The 15,751-nt window shown below is 34.8% G+C and carries 16 protein-coding genes; 5 read left to right on the forward strand and 11 right to left on the reverse strand.

Annotation, left to right across the window (positions count from 1 at the left end; all coding sequences use genetic code 11):
• Positions 1 to 281: 281 nt before the first annotated feature.
• On the forward strand, positions 282 to 845 hold the full coding sequence (gene lepB / locus ENO17_07805; protein HER24935.1) for a signal peptidase I: 564 nt from the start codon (positions 282 to 284) through the stop codon (positions 843 to 845).
• 134 nt (positions 846 to 979) lie between these two features.
• On the opposite strand, the gene ENO17_07810 is transcribed toward lepB, so the two are convergent.
• A complete protein-coding gene (locus ENO17_07810) occupies positions 980 to 1,171 on the reverse strand; it encodes a hypothetical protein (GenBank protein ID HER24936.1) in 192 nt (63 codons plus the stop codon).
• A 255-nt stretch (positions 1,172 to 1,426) separates the two neighbouring features.
• Here ENO17_07810 and ENO17_07815 point away from each other — a divergent pair, with 255 nt between their 5' ends.
• Positions 1,427 to 2,020, forward strand: coding sequence for a hypothetical protein (locus ENO17_07815; GenBank protein HER24937.1), 594 nt, complete (start codon positions 1,427 to 1,429; stop codon positions 2,018 to 2,020).
• Between the two features lie 159 nt (positions 2,021 to 2,179).
• Here the strand turns inward: ENO17_07815 and ENO17_07820 are convergent, their stop codons facing one another.
• The 9 genes from ENO17_07820 to ENO17_07860 form a co-directional block, all read right to left on the reverse strand.
• The gene (locus ENO17_07820; protein ID HER24938.1) at positions 2,180 to 2,641 is read right to left on the reverse strand and encodes a DNA-binding protein; all 462 of its coding nucleotides are present in this window, start codon (positions 2,639 to 2,641) and stop codon (positions 2,180 to 2,182) included.
• 169 nt (positions 2,642 to 2,810) lie between these two features.
• Positions 2,811 to 3,152, reverse strand: coding sequence for a cupin domain-containing protein (locus ENO17_07825; GenBank protein ID HER24939.1), 342 nt, complete (start codon positions 3,150 to 3,152; stop codon positions 2,811 to 2,813).
• A gap of 27 nt (positions 3,153 to 3,179) precedes the next feature.
• Positions 3,180 to 4,004, reverse strand: coding sequence for an HAD family hydrolase (locus ENO17_07830; GenBank protein HER24940.1), 825 nt, complete (start codon positions 4,002 to 4,004; stop codon positions 3,180 to 3,182).
• 27 nt (positions 4,005 to 4,031) lie between these two features.
• Positions 4,032 to 4,370 (reverse strand): cupin domain-containing protein, encoded by a 339-nt coding sequence (locus ENO17_07835; protein ID HER24941.1) that lies wholly within the window; start codon positions 4,368 to 4,370, stop codon positions 4,032 to 4,034.
• Positions 4,371 to 4,437: 67 nt separating this feature from the next.
• Positions 4,438 to 4,938 carry an NUDIX domain-containing protein gene (locus ENO17_07840; protein ID HER24942.1) on the reverse strand — a complete coding sequence of 167 codons (501 nt, stop codon included), beginning with the start codon at positions 4,936 to 4,938 and terminating at the stop codon, positions 4,438 to 4,440.
• Between the two features lie 57 nt (positions 4,939 to 4,995).
• A complete protein-coding gene (locus ENO17_07845; protein HER24943.1) occupies positions 4,996 to 5,718 on the reverse strand; it encodes a JAB domain-containing protein in 723 nt (240 codons plus the stop codon).
• 55 nt (positions 5,719 to 5,773) lie between these two features.
• Positions 5,774 to 7,024 carry a hypothetical protein gene (locus ENO17_07850; protein HER24944.1) on the reverse strand — a complete coding sequence of 417 codons (1,251 nt, stop codon included), beginning with the start codon at positions 7,022 to 7,024 and terminating at the stop codon, positions 5,774 to 5,776.
• 2 nt (positions 7,025 to 7,026) lie between these two features.
• Positions 7,027 to 9,309, reverse strand: coding sequence for a DEAD/DEAH box helicase (locus ENO17_07855; protein ID HER24945.1), 2,283 nt, complete (start codon positions 9,307 to 9,309; stop codon positions 7,027 to 7,029).
• A gap of 10 nt (positions 9,310 to 9,319) precedes the next feature.
• The gene (locus ENO17_07860) at positions 9,320 to 10,204 is read right to left on the reverse strand and encodes a deoxyribonuclease IV (GenBank protein ID HER24946.1); all 885 of its coding nucleotides are present in this window, start codon (positions 10,202 to 10,204) and stop codon (positions 9,320 to 9,322) included.
• 184 nt (positions 10,205 to 10,388) lie between these two features.
• Here ENO17_07860 and ENO17_07865 point away from each other — a divergent pair, with 184 nt between their 5' ends.
• Positions 10,389 to 11,003, forward strand: a complete 615-nt coding sequence (locus ENO17_07865; GenBank protein HER24947.1) for a hypothetical protein — start codon at positions 10,389 to 10,391, stop codon at positions 11,001 to 11,003.
• Between the two features lie 109 nt (positions 11,004 to 11,112).
• Here ENO17_07865 and ENO17_07870 read toward each other — a convergent pair whose 3' ends face one another.
• Entirely contained in the window at positions 11,113 to 11,685 is a 573-nt protein-coding gene (locus ENO17_07870; protein ID HER24948.1) for a hypothetical protein, read from the reverse strand.
• Between the two features lie 423 nt (positions 11,686 to 12,108).
• Between ENO17_07870 and ENO17_07875 the strand changes: the two genes are divergently transcribed.
• Both ENO17_07875 and ENO17_07880 read left to right on the forward strand, forming a co-directional pair.
• Positions 12,109 to 12,903 carry an outer membrane lipoprotein-sorting protein gene (locus ENO17_07875; GenBank protein ID HER24949.1) on the forward strand — a complete coding sequence of 265 codons (795 nt, stop codon included), beginning with the start codon at positions 12,109 to 12,111 and terminating at the stop codon, positions 12,901 to 12,903.
• Between the two features lie 3 nt (positions 12,904 to 12,906).
• Complete coding sequence (locus ENO17_07880) at positions 12,907 to 15,627, forward strand: multidrug RND transporter (GenBank protein HER24950.1); 2,721 nt, start codon at positions 12,907 to 12,909, stop codon at positions 15,625 to 15,627.
• Positions 15,628 to 15,751 lie beyond the last annotated feature (124 nt).

Genomic DNA, 15,751 nt, shown 5'->3' on the forward strand with positions numbered 1-15,751 from the left:
ATTAATATAGTAAGCAATGAGTGATGGGTTATATGTAAAAACAATATATAGTGAAGAAAAAATAAAAAGAAAGAAGAAAAAGAGTTGGCATCGAATATTGATTAAGCAGGTAGAAAAGTATCATAGAAAAAATGATCATAAAAATTTTTTATAAAGTTATGAAAAATGTGTTATAATAAAGCTTGCAAATTATTATAAATTGGTGATTAATTAATTTTTAAATAGAATTTCCGCCATTGAATATTTTGAAATTAATATTAAAAATCAGAAAGAGGGCAAAGATGAGAAAAGATAAAAAAGAAACGGAAAATTTAAAGAAAAAAGGGATGAAAAAAAAGAAAAAATCCATGATTAGAGAACTGTTGGAAACGGTAATCAGTGCGGGAATTATTGCTTTTATAATCATTACCTTTATCGGGCAAGTCACGGTAGTAAGAGGTGCTTCTATGGAACCCACTCTTCACGATAATGAGAGACTTATTGCCGACAAGATCAGCTACCGTTTCGAAAAGCCTGAAAGAGGTGAAATTATCATCTTTAAGCCACCTTTAGCAGAAGTAAAGCGAAAATACATTAAACGAATTATTGGGATACCGGGAGATGAAATTGAAATAGCCAATGGAGAAATTTATACTAATGGCAAAAAATTAGAAGAACCTTACGTAAAAAATAAATCGTACGGAAATATGCCTCCTACAATAATACCTGATGATTCATTTTTTGTCCTGGGAGATAATAGACCTAACAGTAGTGATAGCAGATATTGGGGGTTTGTCCCTCGCAAGAACGTGGTCGGTAAAGCTTGGGTAGTTTTTTGGCCTTTGAATAGGATGAGACTACCGTGAAAAAAATTACCGATTGACCAATTCATCAATTGACCGATTGACCGATTAAACTAGTCAATAGTAAATGGTCGTTAGTTGAATGAGCACGCTTCATTTATTATGGCTTATTACTCACCACAAATTACTTTTTACTGTTATTTATGCGTTTCGATAAATTTTTCAATCGAACGATCATAAGTTCTCTCTACTTCGGGCGGAAATAAACATCCCGGAATTTCACCCATATTTTTATGATAAGTGATACACTCACAACATTTACCCTTTCTAGGGCAAGGTTCATAAGTACAAATACATTTCTTTTTATTCTTTTCAATATTACATTCCATATCTCTTCCTCCATTCTCCCCATGATTGCTAAATTATATCTAAAAACTTAAAAATATAAAATCATTTGAGCCTTTATTGTTAAAAATAATTATAATTTAAAAAATATTTTGTTTCAATTATTTTATTAAAACTAACTTAAGCTCATGTTAGTGTAAGCTCATCAATTTTTTGAATTGCCTCAGGAGTTGCTGTATAATAAAATTATCTAATATAAAAATAGTTTTCCAAATTTAAAATAAAAAGGAGCCACAAAAATGAATTTAAGTAAAAAATTTATATTTTTAGGGATGATTTTAATTTTGGTTATTGCCAGTTTGACTATGTTTTCTTTTGCCAGCGAGGAAAAAGATTATATTAATCAGGCCTTAAAATTAATAGACGAAGAAAATTATAATGAAGCGGTGGGAGAATTAGAAGAAGCTCTAGCTATGTTGAAAAGTAAGGCTGATTTAGGCTTTATTAATGTATTGTTTACAAAAGAGGAAGCTCCGGGATTTGGAATGTATAATGCACGCGAAAACATAACTTTTTCCCAAGGCGAAACTTTCTACATCTATGGAGAGGCAAAAAATTATACCATCAAAAAAATCGATAAAAAACTTTTTGAAATTTATTTAAAGGAAGATATTTATATTTTAGATGAAGAGAACAGCATACTGTTTGGACAGACAGATTTCCTCGACTATCACATTACATCACATTCTAAAAATTCCGATCTTTTCATTAACAATACTATTACCCAAACTTCTCCTTTCCCTGCCGGTAATTATAAATTTCGTTTAGTCTTAAAAGATGTTTTCTCTCAAAAAACAACGGAAGTAACTATTGATTTTACGGTTGTAGAGTAATTCGATAGATAAGCAGGTGGATAAACCAAAAAAAAATAAGGCAAAAAATTTACTGGAGCAAAAACTGTAAACTTATCAGCAAAAATATTATCTTTTATATTCGGTTTATGGGAAAAACTTATCTAATGTCCTTAATTTAGTATAGTCTGAAGTGGTGAATCAATCTATCAATAACTCGTTCAATCCGGTTATCGCACTTTTCATCCGATAAGAATTTGTCTTTTTTATCTCCACCAGGATTAATTCTAATGTAGACAAAACTTTAGCCTGCATTATATGCCCGCCACAGACGCTTCCGTTTTCTGTTCCAAGCATTGCATGTAAGTGGACAACTAATTCATTATTCATGGGAAAAACGTTCCCCTCAAACGACAAAATCTCATAGGGACCCATCATTCTAAGTTCATTGGTCTTGGAAGGTCCCAGGGGAATTTTCACTCCAGCCAGCAGATCTCTAAATACAACCTCCTTAGCACTTCCAATCGCTGAAATGATCACCGCATGGGTTATTCTATTATCTTTGCAAAAACTGACAATCTTTTGGGGAATATCATCATCGGGGACCATTCTAATTACATAAGAATCGCCGAACTCAACTTTTTCGAAAAATGGCTTGTGCATAGATCTACTCCTTTCGCCAATTAGATCTATTATAAAAAATTGCCTGACAAAGAATATTTCATTCTAACTGAGAACTAAACCAAATTAACAAAATACCAGACACTCCAAAAACAATATCCTTTATTTTTTATGGAAATGAATCATATCCTGATTCTATATTTAATCAATTTTATTTCTGTAGGGGAATTAAACAGAGAAACTTTAGAGTTTTGGAGCCAGTATTTTTAAACTGGTGTTCCTCTTTGGGGGCAACATAGACCACTGTTCCACTTTTAATACGGGTCTCCTTTTCGCCACCAATAACTACTCCTTCTCCTTCTAAAATAAATACTTCATGCTCCCAATTATGGCTATGCAAAGGACTATACCCACCTGGACCAACCTCAAACAGCCTCATAGCAAAGTTTGGAGCATTATCCTTATCTGAAATAAGCCACCTTACTTTTACATCTTTGGCATCTTCAAAATCTACAGCATCAGCTTGAACTTCTTTATAATCTACTATCTTCATTTTTTCTCCTTTTCTATTTTGTATTTTTCAAACAAACATAGTACTCTCTGATTTTAAGGAATTTTTTATTATCGGATAAAAATCATCTTCTTTTTCAATGATAGAGATGTTTTGTTTACGCGCTTCTTCTTTTTGAACTTCAGTTGCATAACTCCAACCAGCTAAAAGGACTTTTACCCCTAAAGGCTTGGCTTGAATTAAATGGCTTAGCTGATCATCTACAAAATATATTTTTTCAAACTTGACATTATATAATTTTACAATCTGCTTCATCTGTTCGGATTTATTTTCACCGTATCTCCTATCTAATATATCTTCAGGTTCAATAGTAAAACCAAAATATTCGGGAGTAAAGGTTCGGGCAATTGCTTTTCTGCTATTAGCGGTTGCAATCACGATTTTAGTTTCTTCTTCTAATAATTTCTTAATCCCCTCTATTACTTTGGGATAGGGCGGCTCCAAATTAAACCAGGCTCTATAGTCCATATTTTGAAGTCTTGCCCTTTCTTTATAAAATTCTTTTTCATAAGCTTCAAAATCAAATTTTACTGTCTTTCTGTAATTGTCAAATTCCTCCTGATTTTTGATAGACTTATTTTCTTCTATTAATTTCTGGATCAAACCGTAATCCGTTGCCCCTCGAATATATGGTCTTAGTGTACGGTAATATTTTATCTCTTCCTGGTGCTTTTTTTTAGTGTCTTCCCAATGTTCGAAAGTAAAAAGCTTTCCTCCAAAATATTTCCTTTTCCCCGACCCATGTAGTCTTAGGTAAGAATTATGACCCACAAAAAGTGAATCTAAAACACTATCAACAATTACTCCATCAAAATCTAAAGCTAATATCTTCAATCTTATACTCCTTTTACCTGTTTCTTTTTATTCAAGATAGTCTTCTCTTATCGGATAAAAAAAGTCTATCATCTTAGTTCCTGGCTCTAATGGAGTAGCTTCATGTTCTAGGTTAGAGGGAATTACTACTCCTTCCCCTACTTTTAAAATTTTAGTCTCTCCCCCTATGTTCATTTTTACAGAGCCTGCTATTACAACTCCGGTTTGTTCGTGAGGGTGTTTATGTTCTGGCATAATAGTAGTATTTGGACCAAATTCAAAAAAACTTACCATAGTATTTGTATTTGCCACAACCCTTAAATTGGAATCTTCTAAAACCTTCTTTGCTTTTAATTCTTTAACTTTAAAAAAATTTGCTTTTTTCATTACTGTCTCCTTTTAATCTTATTAATTTTTATCTAAATAATTTCTTGCATATTTTAAATTTAAATCCTTATTTTAGAACTGCATTTAAAGCTTCCCAGTGAGATTGAAAAGCCAAAGGAGGTATTTGATTTATCGGAAAAAATTCTGCCTTTTCCGCATCATCGCCGGCGCACAGTTTTCCCCCCAAAATTTCCACTTCATAAATTATGGTAATTAAATGTCCGTGTATTGTACTGTTATTAGGATAGACTCCTATCAACTTCTTTGGTTTTCCCTTTATTCCGGTTTCTTCAGCTAATTCTCTCAACGCTGCCTCGATAGGACTTTCCTCTAACTCCATAAACCCGCTGGGGAGTGCCCATTTACCCTTACAAGGTTCTTCTTTTCTTTTAATTAACAATATGTTACCTTCTTCATCTCGAGCAATCATGGCTACTACCGGGGTAGGATTTTCGTAATATATCTTCCCACAGCTAGAACAATATAACCTTTTTCTTCCCTCCAACATTTTTCTAACTAATTCATAACCACAATATGGACAAAATTTTATATAGAGATTACTTTTCATTTATTTACCTAACCATTTCATTTTCTAAAAGCAAGGACAAGACCTAATCTTGCTTTGTTACCTTTTACTTGCCCTCGCTCCTTGTTCACTATGCAACATGCCCTCTTGGGCAAAACTGAAATAATTATCATCTCCCAATATGATATGATCCAGTACTTTGACGCCAACTAACTCACAAGCATCCGCTAGACGCTCAGTAATATCCAAGTCATTTTTGCTGGGATTTGATTCTCCGCTGGGATGATTATGCAAAAAAATAACCGAAGCAGCTGATTCTTTGATCGTCTCCTTTAATACCTCGCGGGGATGGACTATGCTTTCAGTCAGGCTCCCCACTGAAATATCAATATCCTTAATAATTTTATTTTTTACGTCCAACATAATTACCTTAAATTTTTCCTTCTTTAAATCTCTCATACAAGGTCCATAATAATTTACTAAATCTAAGGCATTATGAATTTTCTTTTTCGGTGAATTGGTTTCTCTTAGAAGCCTCTTTCCTATCTCAAGAGCTGCTTTTATTTGGGCAAATTTTGCCAGACCTATCCCCTTAATGGAGATCATTTCCGGATAACTTAAAGCATCTAATTTTCTTAATCCCTTTGTTTCTGATAATAGATCTTTAGCTATTTCTACCGAAGTCTTTCCTTGATAACCTTTAACTAATATTATTCCTAATAATTCTGCATCTGTCAAGCAATCTACGCCATGCTTAACCAACCTCTCCCTTGGCCTTTCCTCATCAGGCCAATCTTTTACTGTATAACTTTTCTTCTCCACCTCTTACTCCTTTTCCCTTAAAGGTAAACTTTTGTGCCAGGCACCAATGTTTACCTTATGACAACTTTGGTGCCTGGCACAAAAGTTTACCTTTAATTCGATTTAGACGGTATTGTAATTTTTCTCTTATGAAAATATTTTCCACTATATTTAGAGCTTCTTCTAATATTATCTTTGCTTTTTGATAATCCTTCAAATGATGCTCGTAATATTTGGCTAACTCTTCATAAGGGTAATAGATAAATTCCCTATTTCTTTCTATGATCTCTTTCCATATTTTTTCTGCATCTTCCCATTCACCTTGTCTCTTATAGGCAAAGGAAGCTAATTTTAATATCTCCGAGGTCTCTTCTTCTGCTAAGTTGTGCTTTAAAGCTTCAGTATAATAGTGAGTGCACTGTTCATATCTCTTCTCTTCATCAAACATCCTGCCTATACTAAAAATATCCATACCGTATTTGGTATAATTCAAAGGATCTTCTATCAGAAAACACATCCTGCTGACCAGGGCTACCAAAGAAAGAATGTCCTGTAAATTATGTTCAAAAACTGGTTTTAATGCTCGGGCATCTTTGGTTTTAAGATATCTAAAATAAATCTCGGGTACTAGATAGCCCGGAACATCATTTTCTCTGATTACTCCCAGTATATCTCTTTCTACCGTAGATAATGAACAATTTTCTAATCTTCTTTTCCATAAGCGGCGGGCAGGATAAAGCAAATCAAAATGACCAGGGTTTTTTATATTTAATTTCATCCCGGACATAATAAAGCGACTCTCAATTAAGGGAATATCAAAAGCCTTACCATTATATGTAACTATTGTATTGAAATCAGAAAGCAATTCATTTACCGCTGATAGTAAAGCTCGCTCTTCATTAAAATCACGCATAAAATATTGTCGCACACAAAATTGGTCTTTTGCAAAATATCCTACTCCCACCAAAAAAATATAAGTACCTGCTCCACCCGCCAATCCGGTAGTTTCGGTATCCAAGAAAACGGTCTTATGAATATCTATTTCCCTTAACCTGTTGTCCCTGGCTAAACTGGAAATAGTTTTAGCGGAAGATTGAAAAATTTGAAAAAGTTCAACTTCTCCGCATCTATAATCCTGAGGGAAATAATTTTCCCGGAGAAAGCTGTCACCAAAAGGAGTGGAGATAAAATTTCCGGATACTACCTCTTCTATCTTTATCTCTTGATTGACAATACTTATACTTTTTTCTTTTTGTGCTTGATTAATTTTACTTATATTCTTTTTTAATTGGGCGATCTTTTCCAGCCTTTTTTTTATATCATCCATAATCAAACCAAGGCCTCCTTTAGAATCATAAGAGCGCTCTCTTTACCTTTTATACCCACTTCGTCAATAGGTCCCACACAGGAAGGACAGCCTTTTTCGCATCCACAGCCAAGAATCAACTCCTGAGCTGCCTGCAATAAAGATTGACGCAATTCAAATATCTTTTCGCTAAATCCCACTCCTCCGGGGTAGTTATCATAGATATAAATAGTCGGCTCTCCGGTAAAAGGAGAGCGTACTTCCGAAACTGCCCTGATATCTTGAGGATCACACATAACGTATAAAGGAACAACATTTATAAGTACATTTGATAAAGCCAAAAGACCACTGCTTAGATTAAAAGAACCGCCTTCATTTTCCAGATGCTTCAATAGCTTGCTACTATCATCAGCCAAGGCAAGCCAATAAGCGGTGGTGCGCATTTCTTCCGGAGGCAAAGATATTTCTCCAAAACCGATATTCTCATGAGTATAAAATTTTATCTTTTTATAACAAGTTGAAAGGGTAGTAATAGCCACTTCCCCGTAAGCATGTTCCATATTTGATTCTTTCGCCTTCTCAAACATATCTAAAACCTTAATGTTGGTTTCGATCTGGGCTTTTGTGTAATAATTAACTATTACTTTTTCGGCATAAGCTTTCTGATTCTGATAATCCAACCTTTTAATTGCGTATTGTTCACCTTCATGAAGATAAATAGCCCCTTCATAGATAAGTGTGGGTACACTGGCTTTATCCACTTCTCCGATAACCTGTTCCTGCTGGTTAGCCGTATCAATAATTACAAAATTATCTACCGAAGCGCTACGTAAACTTATCTCTTCTGTGGGGTAGACTTCACTCATCCAATACCATTTATTTTCTACACGATGAAGTACACCTTCTTTCTCTAAATATTCCAAAATATCCTTTAGTTTTTTTATCCCGAAATCTTCCCCTTCTTCAAAAGGTAGTTCAAAAGAAGCACACCTAATATGGCTGACTAAAATGCTCAAGTTATCCGGATCAATAACCGCACTCTCCGGGGACTCTTCAAAAAAATAATCAGAATGATTTATTACAAACTGGTCTAAAGGATTACTGGAGGCAACTAATAGTGCTATCGAACTATTGGATCGACGCCCAGCTCTTCCAGCCTGCTGCCAAGTGCTAGATATAGTTCCGGGATATCCGGCCATAAAACAAACATCAAGCTGTCCAATATCTATACCCAACTCCAGTGCATTAGTACTTACCACTCCTTTTATTTCACCATTTTTCAAACCCTTTTCTATTTCACGCCTTAAATTAGGTAAATAACCTCCACGGTAACCCCTAACCATATCCTTTGATCTTCCCGTTTTTGCTAAAAAATCTTTTAAATAACTGGTTAGAACTTCGGTAGTCAAACGACTCCGGGCAAAGATTATGCTCTGAATATCATAGCTTAAAAAATAAGCGACAAAACGGGCAACTTCTTTAGTTAAGCTTTTTCTGATTCCCAACTCTTTATTAATTACCGGAGGATTATAAAATAAAAAATGCTTCTCTCCTTGCGGAGCACCATTATTATCAACTAAAACAAAATCTTCTCCTACGATCTTCTCGGAAAGTTCCCGAGGATTAGCGATAGTTGCTGAACAACAAATAAACTGTGGACTCGAGCCATAAAATCGGCAGATTCTCTTCAATCTCCTGATTACATTAGCCAAATGGCTTCCAAATACTCCTCGATAAATATGCACTTCATCAATTATCACATATTTCAAATGCACAAAAAAATCCATCCATTTAGTATGATGTGGCAATATTCCTAAATGCAGCATATCCGGATTGGTTACTACGATATGTCCTTTCTTGCGAATAGCTTGCCGAGCAGAAGAAGGAGTATCTCCATCATAAGTATAAGTTCTAATTCCCTCATCCAAGGCTGATACTAATTGGTACAGATCAGTCAATTGGTCCTGAGATAAAGCTTTGGTAGGAAACAGGTAAAGTGCCCGGCTATTTTCATCTCTTAAAATAGAATCCAATACCGGCAGATTATAGCAAAGAGTCTTGCCTGAAGCGGTAGGGGTAACTACTACTACATTTTTCTTGTTCTTGATAAATTCAAGGGCGGAAGCTTGGTGAGAGTAGATTTTGTTGATACCTTTTTCTTTTAAAATCCTTACCAGTTTAATATTCATCCACTCTGGAAATTCTTCATAAATTCCGGATTTAGCTGGAATATGTCGCCAGTCAGTAAAGCGGGAGCTAACTTTATTATACTTTTGTAATTCGTTTAAGATCTTCTCTACCGGCATCCATTAACCCTCAACTTTGATACAGAGAACCGTCCCCTGTATCAATATTAATTAAGCTCTTTACCAAAGCAATGTTTTTTAGATCATCTTTTTCGTCGTGTTTAGGGGTTTCAAGAACAAAAGGTAAATGTTTTAAGTCTTTATGGTTCACCATTATCCTGAAACCTTCCAGCCCTATATATCCTTTGCCAATATGCATGTGTCTGTCTTTCCGAGAACCCAAAGGAAATTTCGAATCATTAAGGTGTATTACTTTTAATTGTTCTAAACCTAAATATTTATCAATTTCCTCTAAGGTCTGGATAATCCCTTCTTGGTGTGAAAGATCGTATCCTGCAGCGAAGGCATGACAGGTATCAAAACACATTCCTACTCTCTTTCTATCTTTTACCCCTTCCATCATCCTTTTTAACTGGCTAAAAGTATAACCCAGATGGCTCCCCGAACCAGCAGTATCCTCTAATAATATCATTGTCTTTAAACCTAAATCTGTGCTTTCCTCTAAAATAATATTAAGGGCTCTGACTATCCTCTGGATCCCGTATTCTTCTCCTGCCCCGGCATGAGCCCCCGGATGTGTAATTAGGTAGGGCTTGGTCAGCAAAAGGTCGGCTCTCTTCATCTCTTCCAAAAAAGCATTAATTGATTTAAAAAAAAGCTCCTCCGAAGGAGATGCTAAATTAATAAGATACGCAGTGTGAATAAAAACGGGGTTAATATTAGAATTTTTTAAATTCTCTTTAAATCTTTCTAGTTCATCTTTCTTTAAAACCTTTTCTCGCCAGGTGGATGCGTTTTTAGAAAAAATCTGCATAGTATTACAGTCCAATTCTACAGCCCGAATTATAGAATTATCTATTCCTCCGGCAATAGAAATATGGCATCCAATTTTCACTCTCTATTTCCTCTTTCCTTCTTTAATGATTTAATTTTACCAATAGAAATTAGAAATTATTGATAGATTTTGTTGACTTCTCTATTTTTATCAGTATAACATATTACTATAGCCTTATTAAATAATTATTGCCCTATATCCTCTTTGCAAAAAAAATTTTGGCTGAAAAGAAATAGGTGAAGAAATGTATAAAGAAATATTGGAAGAATTAAAAGAACATATGCCTTTTACTGCTTGCGGAGCTGCTATCGGAATAATTATGATAATATTTTTGCCAGAATTACCTACCAAATTTTCCTATAATGTTTTTTATACTCTTCATCCTATCCATGTTTTTTTAAGTGCGCTGGTTACTGCCTCAATGTATAGCTTTTATAAATGTGCGCCAGAAAAGAAGAAACCCAATCTGGTAATTCTAATTTTTATCGGTTATGTGGGCTCTATCGGAATAGCTACACTAAGTGATTCGGTAATTCCCTATTTGGGTGAAATTTTACTTAATCTCCCCCATAGAGAAATTCATTTAGGGTTTATGGAAGAATGGTGGCTGGTCAATCCTTTAGCCTTATTCGGAATTGGAGTAGCTTATCTAAAACCCTCTACAAAGTTCCCCCATTTTGGTCATGTTCTCCTCAGCACCTGGGCTTCGCTCTTCCATATTATCATGGCTATAGGACAGACCTTGAATTGGTTTACTTACCTGGGGATTTTTATTTTTTTGTTTCTTTCTGTTTGGATACCCTGCTGTTTGAGTGATATTGTATTTCCTCTTTTATTTATAAAAACACCAAAAAAATAAAATTTGTTCTAACCGACTTTTATCTGTAACAAAACCTTACTTTTTCTTTTTTCTTTCCCGTTTCTTTCTCGGAAAAACCAAACTACTATGCTGGTTAATTACAAACAAATTATTTTTTATCAAGTAAAACTATTTTATAATGCCCTGCAAACTGCAACATTAACCAAATTTCATCAAAAATGCTATTAATAAATTTTTTACCTTGATTAATATAATAATCTACTGCTTCCTTTTCAGTTAAACCTACCCCTTCTTCCACAATTAAAAATAATTTACCTTTATGCTTATAGTTTTTTTCGTTTTTATTCTTTATCCGCTCATTTAAAGAATCACAAAACATTTGAGTTGCTTCCGTCAAGCAATCTTTGTTATCTTTATTTTTACGGTTATTACTTTTATTTTTTGCTCTCTCTTTCATTAGTTTAACTAATCCCCAGGTAGCCTTCGCTTCATCTTTATTATAATAAACCGGGGCAATTTCAATATTTAAATTATCGGTACAAATACAAGTTGGCTCTTCTTTAATGGGATTACCGAGACCGACAAAGCGGTAATCTTCTTTGTTCTTTTTATTATATTCTTTTAGAAAAACCTTGCAGGTATCTTTTTCTGAAAGCTTGTAATCAATTTCTCTAATGCTTCTGTCGCTTCTATCTTCTTTAATCGATTTCTTGGGGAGCATCCTTATTATCTTAAACCTCCATAAAAAAATAATTTCATTTTTATACTCCTTTGTTATATCTTATTTAATAGTTATTCTTTTCTGACATTATTTAATATTTTGATATTTTTCTACTTAACTCCCCCTCTTTTTCTCACATTATTTTTGTAATTATAACACATCAAGTCAACTTTAATAAATATAACTTATAATAATCTTTGCCCGAGTAAAATCTTCTGGTATAGAAAGTATTTTGTACTATTTCACTAATCCCGTGTAATCAATATTTTTGTTAATTTATTTTAGCCTGGTTGTGTAATTTGTCAAATGAAGGAATCCTCTCTTGTATTTAATTTCTTTTTTAACGTGATATAATAACCCCAGATACTATAAGAAAGTATAAATTAAACTTTCTAGTAACCGCTCGATAAAAGGAGAAAAATTATGGAATCAAAGAATAGATTCATAACGGTAATTATTATTTTTACTTCATTATTTTTAATAGTTTTTTATGCATCTCTTTTTATCTTCGGACAAGAGCTTACCGCTGAAGAAATAATAAGTAAAATGAATAAATTAATGAACCAGGATACTGTTGAAGCCAAAGTAAAAATGACCATTATTACAACTTCCGGCGAAGAAAGAGTTTTTATCTACGATTCATACAGTAAAAACAGGGGTGAAAAAAATCTATTGCGTTATATAGAGCCCAAACGAGCTCAAGGCCAGGCTATACTGATGCTTAATTATGCAGATGATATCTGGATGTATTTCCCCCGTACCAAGCGAATACGCAAACTTGCTACTAATTCCAAAAACGAAAAGATGGAAGGTAGCGACTTCTCCTATGAAGACACTGGGGCAAGTGATGCTTTTATTGAAAATTTCAGCAGCAAAAAACTTGGCTCCGAAATCAAAGAGGGACGTGATTGTTACAAGATTGAAATGCTGAAAAAAGAAGGTATCGAATCCGGTTATTCCCATTTGATTATGTGGATAATCAAAGACAATTTTTACCCGGTAGCCATAAATTATTATGACGCAGAAAGTCCTGAACTCTTATTAAAAACTTTAATCCAATATGATATTAAAAATATAGATGATATCCCCACTGCCACAAAAATGGTCATGTATAACCAACTTGAAAATTCTAAGACAAGTATAGAAATGCTGGAAGTAAAATATAATGTAGAATTGGATGACAGTTTATTCACCGAAAGAAATTTACAAAGGAAATAAATAATGAGAGATAATATTTTGAAAGCTCTGGCTAAAATGCATGCTCTGCATCCCTGGAAGATGGTAATTGCAGTACTAATTATCACTATAATCATGGGAGCTTTTGCCACACAGTTAGAGCAGAGTATGCGCTGGACTGATTTGCTCCCGACCAAGAGCGAAAAAACAATCCAATACAACAAAGTCATCAACGAATTTGTAAGTGCAACCAATATTATCATCGTAGTCGAAGGTGAAGAAGAGGCAATTAAAGCCTATACTGAAGCGATTGTCCCTCAAATCAAGCTGGCAACTGACCCAAAGGATGGAAAACTTTATGTTAAACGGATTGATTATAAACAAGATATAGATTTTATCCGTAAACATGGCTTGATGCTTATTAAGGCTGATGATTTACAAAACATGAAAGAATTATATCAAAATCCCAATTTAGTTCCCCTGCTTACCAATTTAAACAACAGTTTCGAAAAGGAATATGTTGGCCGGGAAGAATCGATTTCTACCCGAGAAAAAGAGGATAGTATCCTTATTATATTAGATGGTGTTGCCCATTTAATTTCCACCATGCAAGATTATTCTTCCGGCAAAACCCATTCTCCGGAAGAAGCTCAAAAAGCAGTAGATAAATTAATACTGGGAGAACCATATCTTTTATCTTATGATAAACAAGCAGTTATTATTAATGTTATTCCTAACTTTAGCATGACCGATATGAGCAAAATGGTTTCGGGAACTGATGCCGTTCAAGAAATAGTTGATAGGATGAAAAAAGATTTTCCGGAAGTAAAAGCTGGACTTACCGGGATGATTCCTCTGGGTCGTGATGAGATGGTATATGGGGAGCAGAGTATGGGCTATACCAGCATCATTGCTTTTATAGCCATTTTAATTTTACTCATTCTTTCATTTCGAATGTGGGTTGCTCCCCTCTATGCTATTCTTAATTTGGTAGTTGGACTCATCTGGGCAATCGGATTAACTGCAATTTTAGTTAAGAGTTTGAATATTATGACTTCAATGGTTACGGTCATTCTCATCGGATTGGGGATTGATTTTTCTATCCACATCATCTCCCTCTTTACTGAAAGCCGTTCTATGGGAAAACCGATTGACCAATCTATAGAAGATACTTTTTTAAAAAGCGGTAAAGGCATATTAACCGGAGGCTTAACTACCTGTGCAGCTTTTTTTGCCTTAATCATCAGCTCTTCACGCGGAATGAAAGAGGTGGGTATCGTCAGCAGTGTCGGTTTACTTGCCATACTAATCGTTACCTTTCTTTTCCTGCCCTCACTTTTAGTATTACGGGAACGCCGCCTGGAAAAGAAACTAAAAGAGAAAAGGATAAAATCAAAACCGGTTTATCAGGATATTTCCCTTAAAAGATTTGGAAGAGGATGTAGCTGGTTATCCGTTCGTTATCGGGCTACTATTATTTGCGCGGTACTTTTCACTCTTTTTCTACTGATTTCTGCTTCTCGGATCTCTTTTGACCATAACTATATGAATATGGAACCAAAAGGATTGACCTCCGTCACCCTTCAGGATACCATACTGGATAAATTCGACTTGAGTATGGATTACGCCTTAATTGTAACCGACAACGTTGAAAAATCCAGAGAAATGGCTAAAAAATTAAAAAATGTAAAATCGGCTGCGATGATTGACGAAATCTCTATGTATTTACCATCTTGGGAGGAACAACAAAAAAGAACTCCTCACATTCAGGAAATCAATCGATATCTATCTAACACAGTAATAGAAAGTAATATTTTGGATAGTGAATTGAACCAGGTCATTTCAGAACTGGATAGATTGGAAATGAATATTATGGAGATCCAGGATATGGCTTATATGGGAGGACAGGACAAGGTAGACAGAAAATGCAGCGAAATTGTGGGGTATCCCGATAACCCCCAGTCATTAAATATTATTTCACAATTTATCGTTTTCCTGGAAAACAACCGGCAGAGTGGATTAAAAGGATTAAAAGAATTTCAAAAATATGCAGCACCCTATTTTAAAGAATCTGTACTTAAAATGGCATCAACAGAAAACATTGTACTGGAAGACCTTCCTGATTCTATCCTGGATAGATATGCCAATCGGGACCGAACGCAATTCTTACTCACCGTTTTTCCTGCAGAAAATATGTGGACAAATTTAAACTTCCTACAGCGGTTTACCAGCGATTTGGATAGAATCAGTAACAAAGCAACCGGGATGCCCCCGGTAATGCAAGAACTTTTCCGGGTGGTAGGCAACGACGGGAAAAATGCAGCGTTTCTAACTATTTTCGTGGTATTTTTATTGCTATGGCTCGATTTCCGCAGTTTTAAATACGCTATTATCGCCATGTTGCCCCTGCTAGCCGGCGTTATTTGGATGGTTGGATTAATGTATTTAGTCGGCATGCAGCTTACTGTAGTTAATGTTATGGCATTACCAATGATTCTCGGTATTGGCATCGATGATGGGGTGCATATTGTGCATCGCTGGCGCATTGAAGGCAGCAAAAAAATAAGGCAAATATTTGCTAGCACTGGAAAAGCCATCTTTCTTACCAGTATTACTACTATGTTGGCCTTTGGCTCTTTGGTATTTTCTATCTGGCGCGGATTCAGCAGCCTGGGAGGAGCTATGTTCATCGGGGTAGGTGCCTGCTTCCTCTCCACAGTAATCATTTTATCAGGAATTATCGGATTTTTAGAAAGAAAAAAATAAATAGAATAAAAAACAAGATTAATTCGTTGCCGCACTCTTCACAGAGAGATATAAACCTTTTAATTTCTTGACATTAATATCGTTATATCATAATATGTGGACATTGCAATATTTTTCACATAAA

It is taken from the genome of Candidatus Atribacteria bacterium (assembly GCA_011056645.1).
Taxonomy (GTDB): Bacteria; Atribacterota; Phoenicimicrobiia; order Phoenicimicrobiales; family Phoenicimicrobiaceae; genus Sediminicultor; species Sediminicultor quartus.

What these genes read in the sequence shown, in the direction of transcription:
- ENO17_07825 (HER24939.1), bottom strand. Translation starts at nt 3,152, where the DNA reads ATGAAGATAGTAGATTATAAAGAAGTTCAAGCTGATGCTGTAGATTTT.
- ENO17_07865 (HER24947.1), top strand. Translation starts at nt 10,389, where the DNA reads ATGTATAAAGAAATATTGGAAGAATTAAAAGAACATATGCCTTTTACT.
- ENO17_07880 (HER24950.1), top strand. Translation starts at nt 12,907, where the DNA reads ATGAGAGATAATATTTTGAAAGCTCTGGCTAAAATGCATGCTCTGCAT.
- ENO17_07810 (HER24936.1), bottom strand. Translation starts at nt 1,171, where the DNA reads ATGGAATGTAATATTGAAAAGAATAAAAAGAAATGTATTTGTACTTAT.
- ENO17_07815 (HER24937.1), top strand. Translation starts at nt 1,427, where the DNA reads ATGAATTTAAGTAAAAAATTTATATTTTTAGGGATGATTTTAATTTTG.
- lepB (HER24935.1), top strand. Translation starts at nt 282, where the DNA reads ATGAGAAAAGATAAAAAAGAAACGGAAAATTTAAAGAAAAAAGGGATG.
- ENO17_07875 (HER24949.1), top strand. Translation starts at nt 12,109, where the DNA reads ATGGAATCAAAGAATAGATTCATAACGGTAATTATTATTTTTACTTCA.
- ENO17_07840 (HER24942.1), bottom strand. Translation starts at nt 4,938, where the DNA reads ATGAAAAGTAATCTCTATATAAAATTTTGTCCATATTGTGGTTATGAA.
- ENO17_07850 (HER24944.1), bottom strand. Translation starts at nt 7,024, where the DNA reads ATGGATGATATAAAAAAAAGGCTGGAAAAGATCGCCCAATTAAAAAAG.
- ENO17_07855 (HER24945.1), bottom strand. Translation starts at nt 9,309, where the DNA reads ATGCCGGTAGAGAAGATCTTAAACGAATTACAAAAGTATAATAAAGTT.
- ENO17_07870 (HER24948.1), bottom strand. Translation starts at nt 11,685, where the DNA reads ATGCTCCCCAAGAAATCGATTAAAGAAGATAGAAGCGACAGAAGCATT.
- ENO17_07820 (HER24938.1), bottom strand. Translation starts at nt 2,641, where the DNA reads ATGCACAAGCCATTTTTCGAAAAAGTTGAGTTCGGCGATTCTTATGTA.
- ENO17_07835 (HER24941.1), bottom strand. Translation starts at nt 4,370, where the DNA reads ATGAAAAAAGCAAATTTTTTTAAAGTTAAAGAATTAAAAGCAAAGAAG.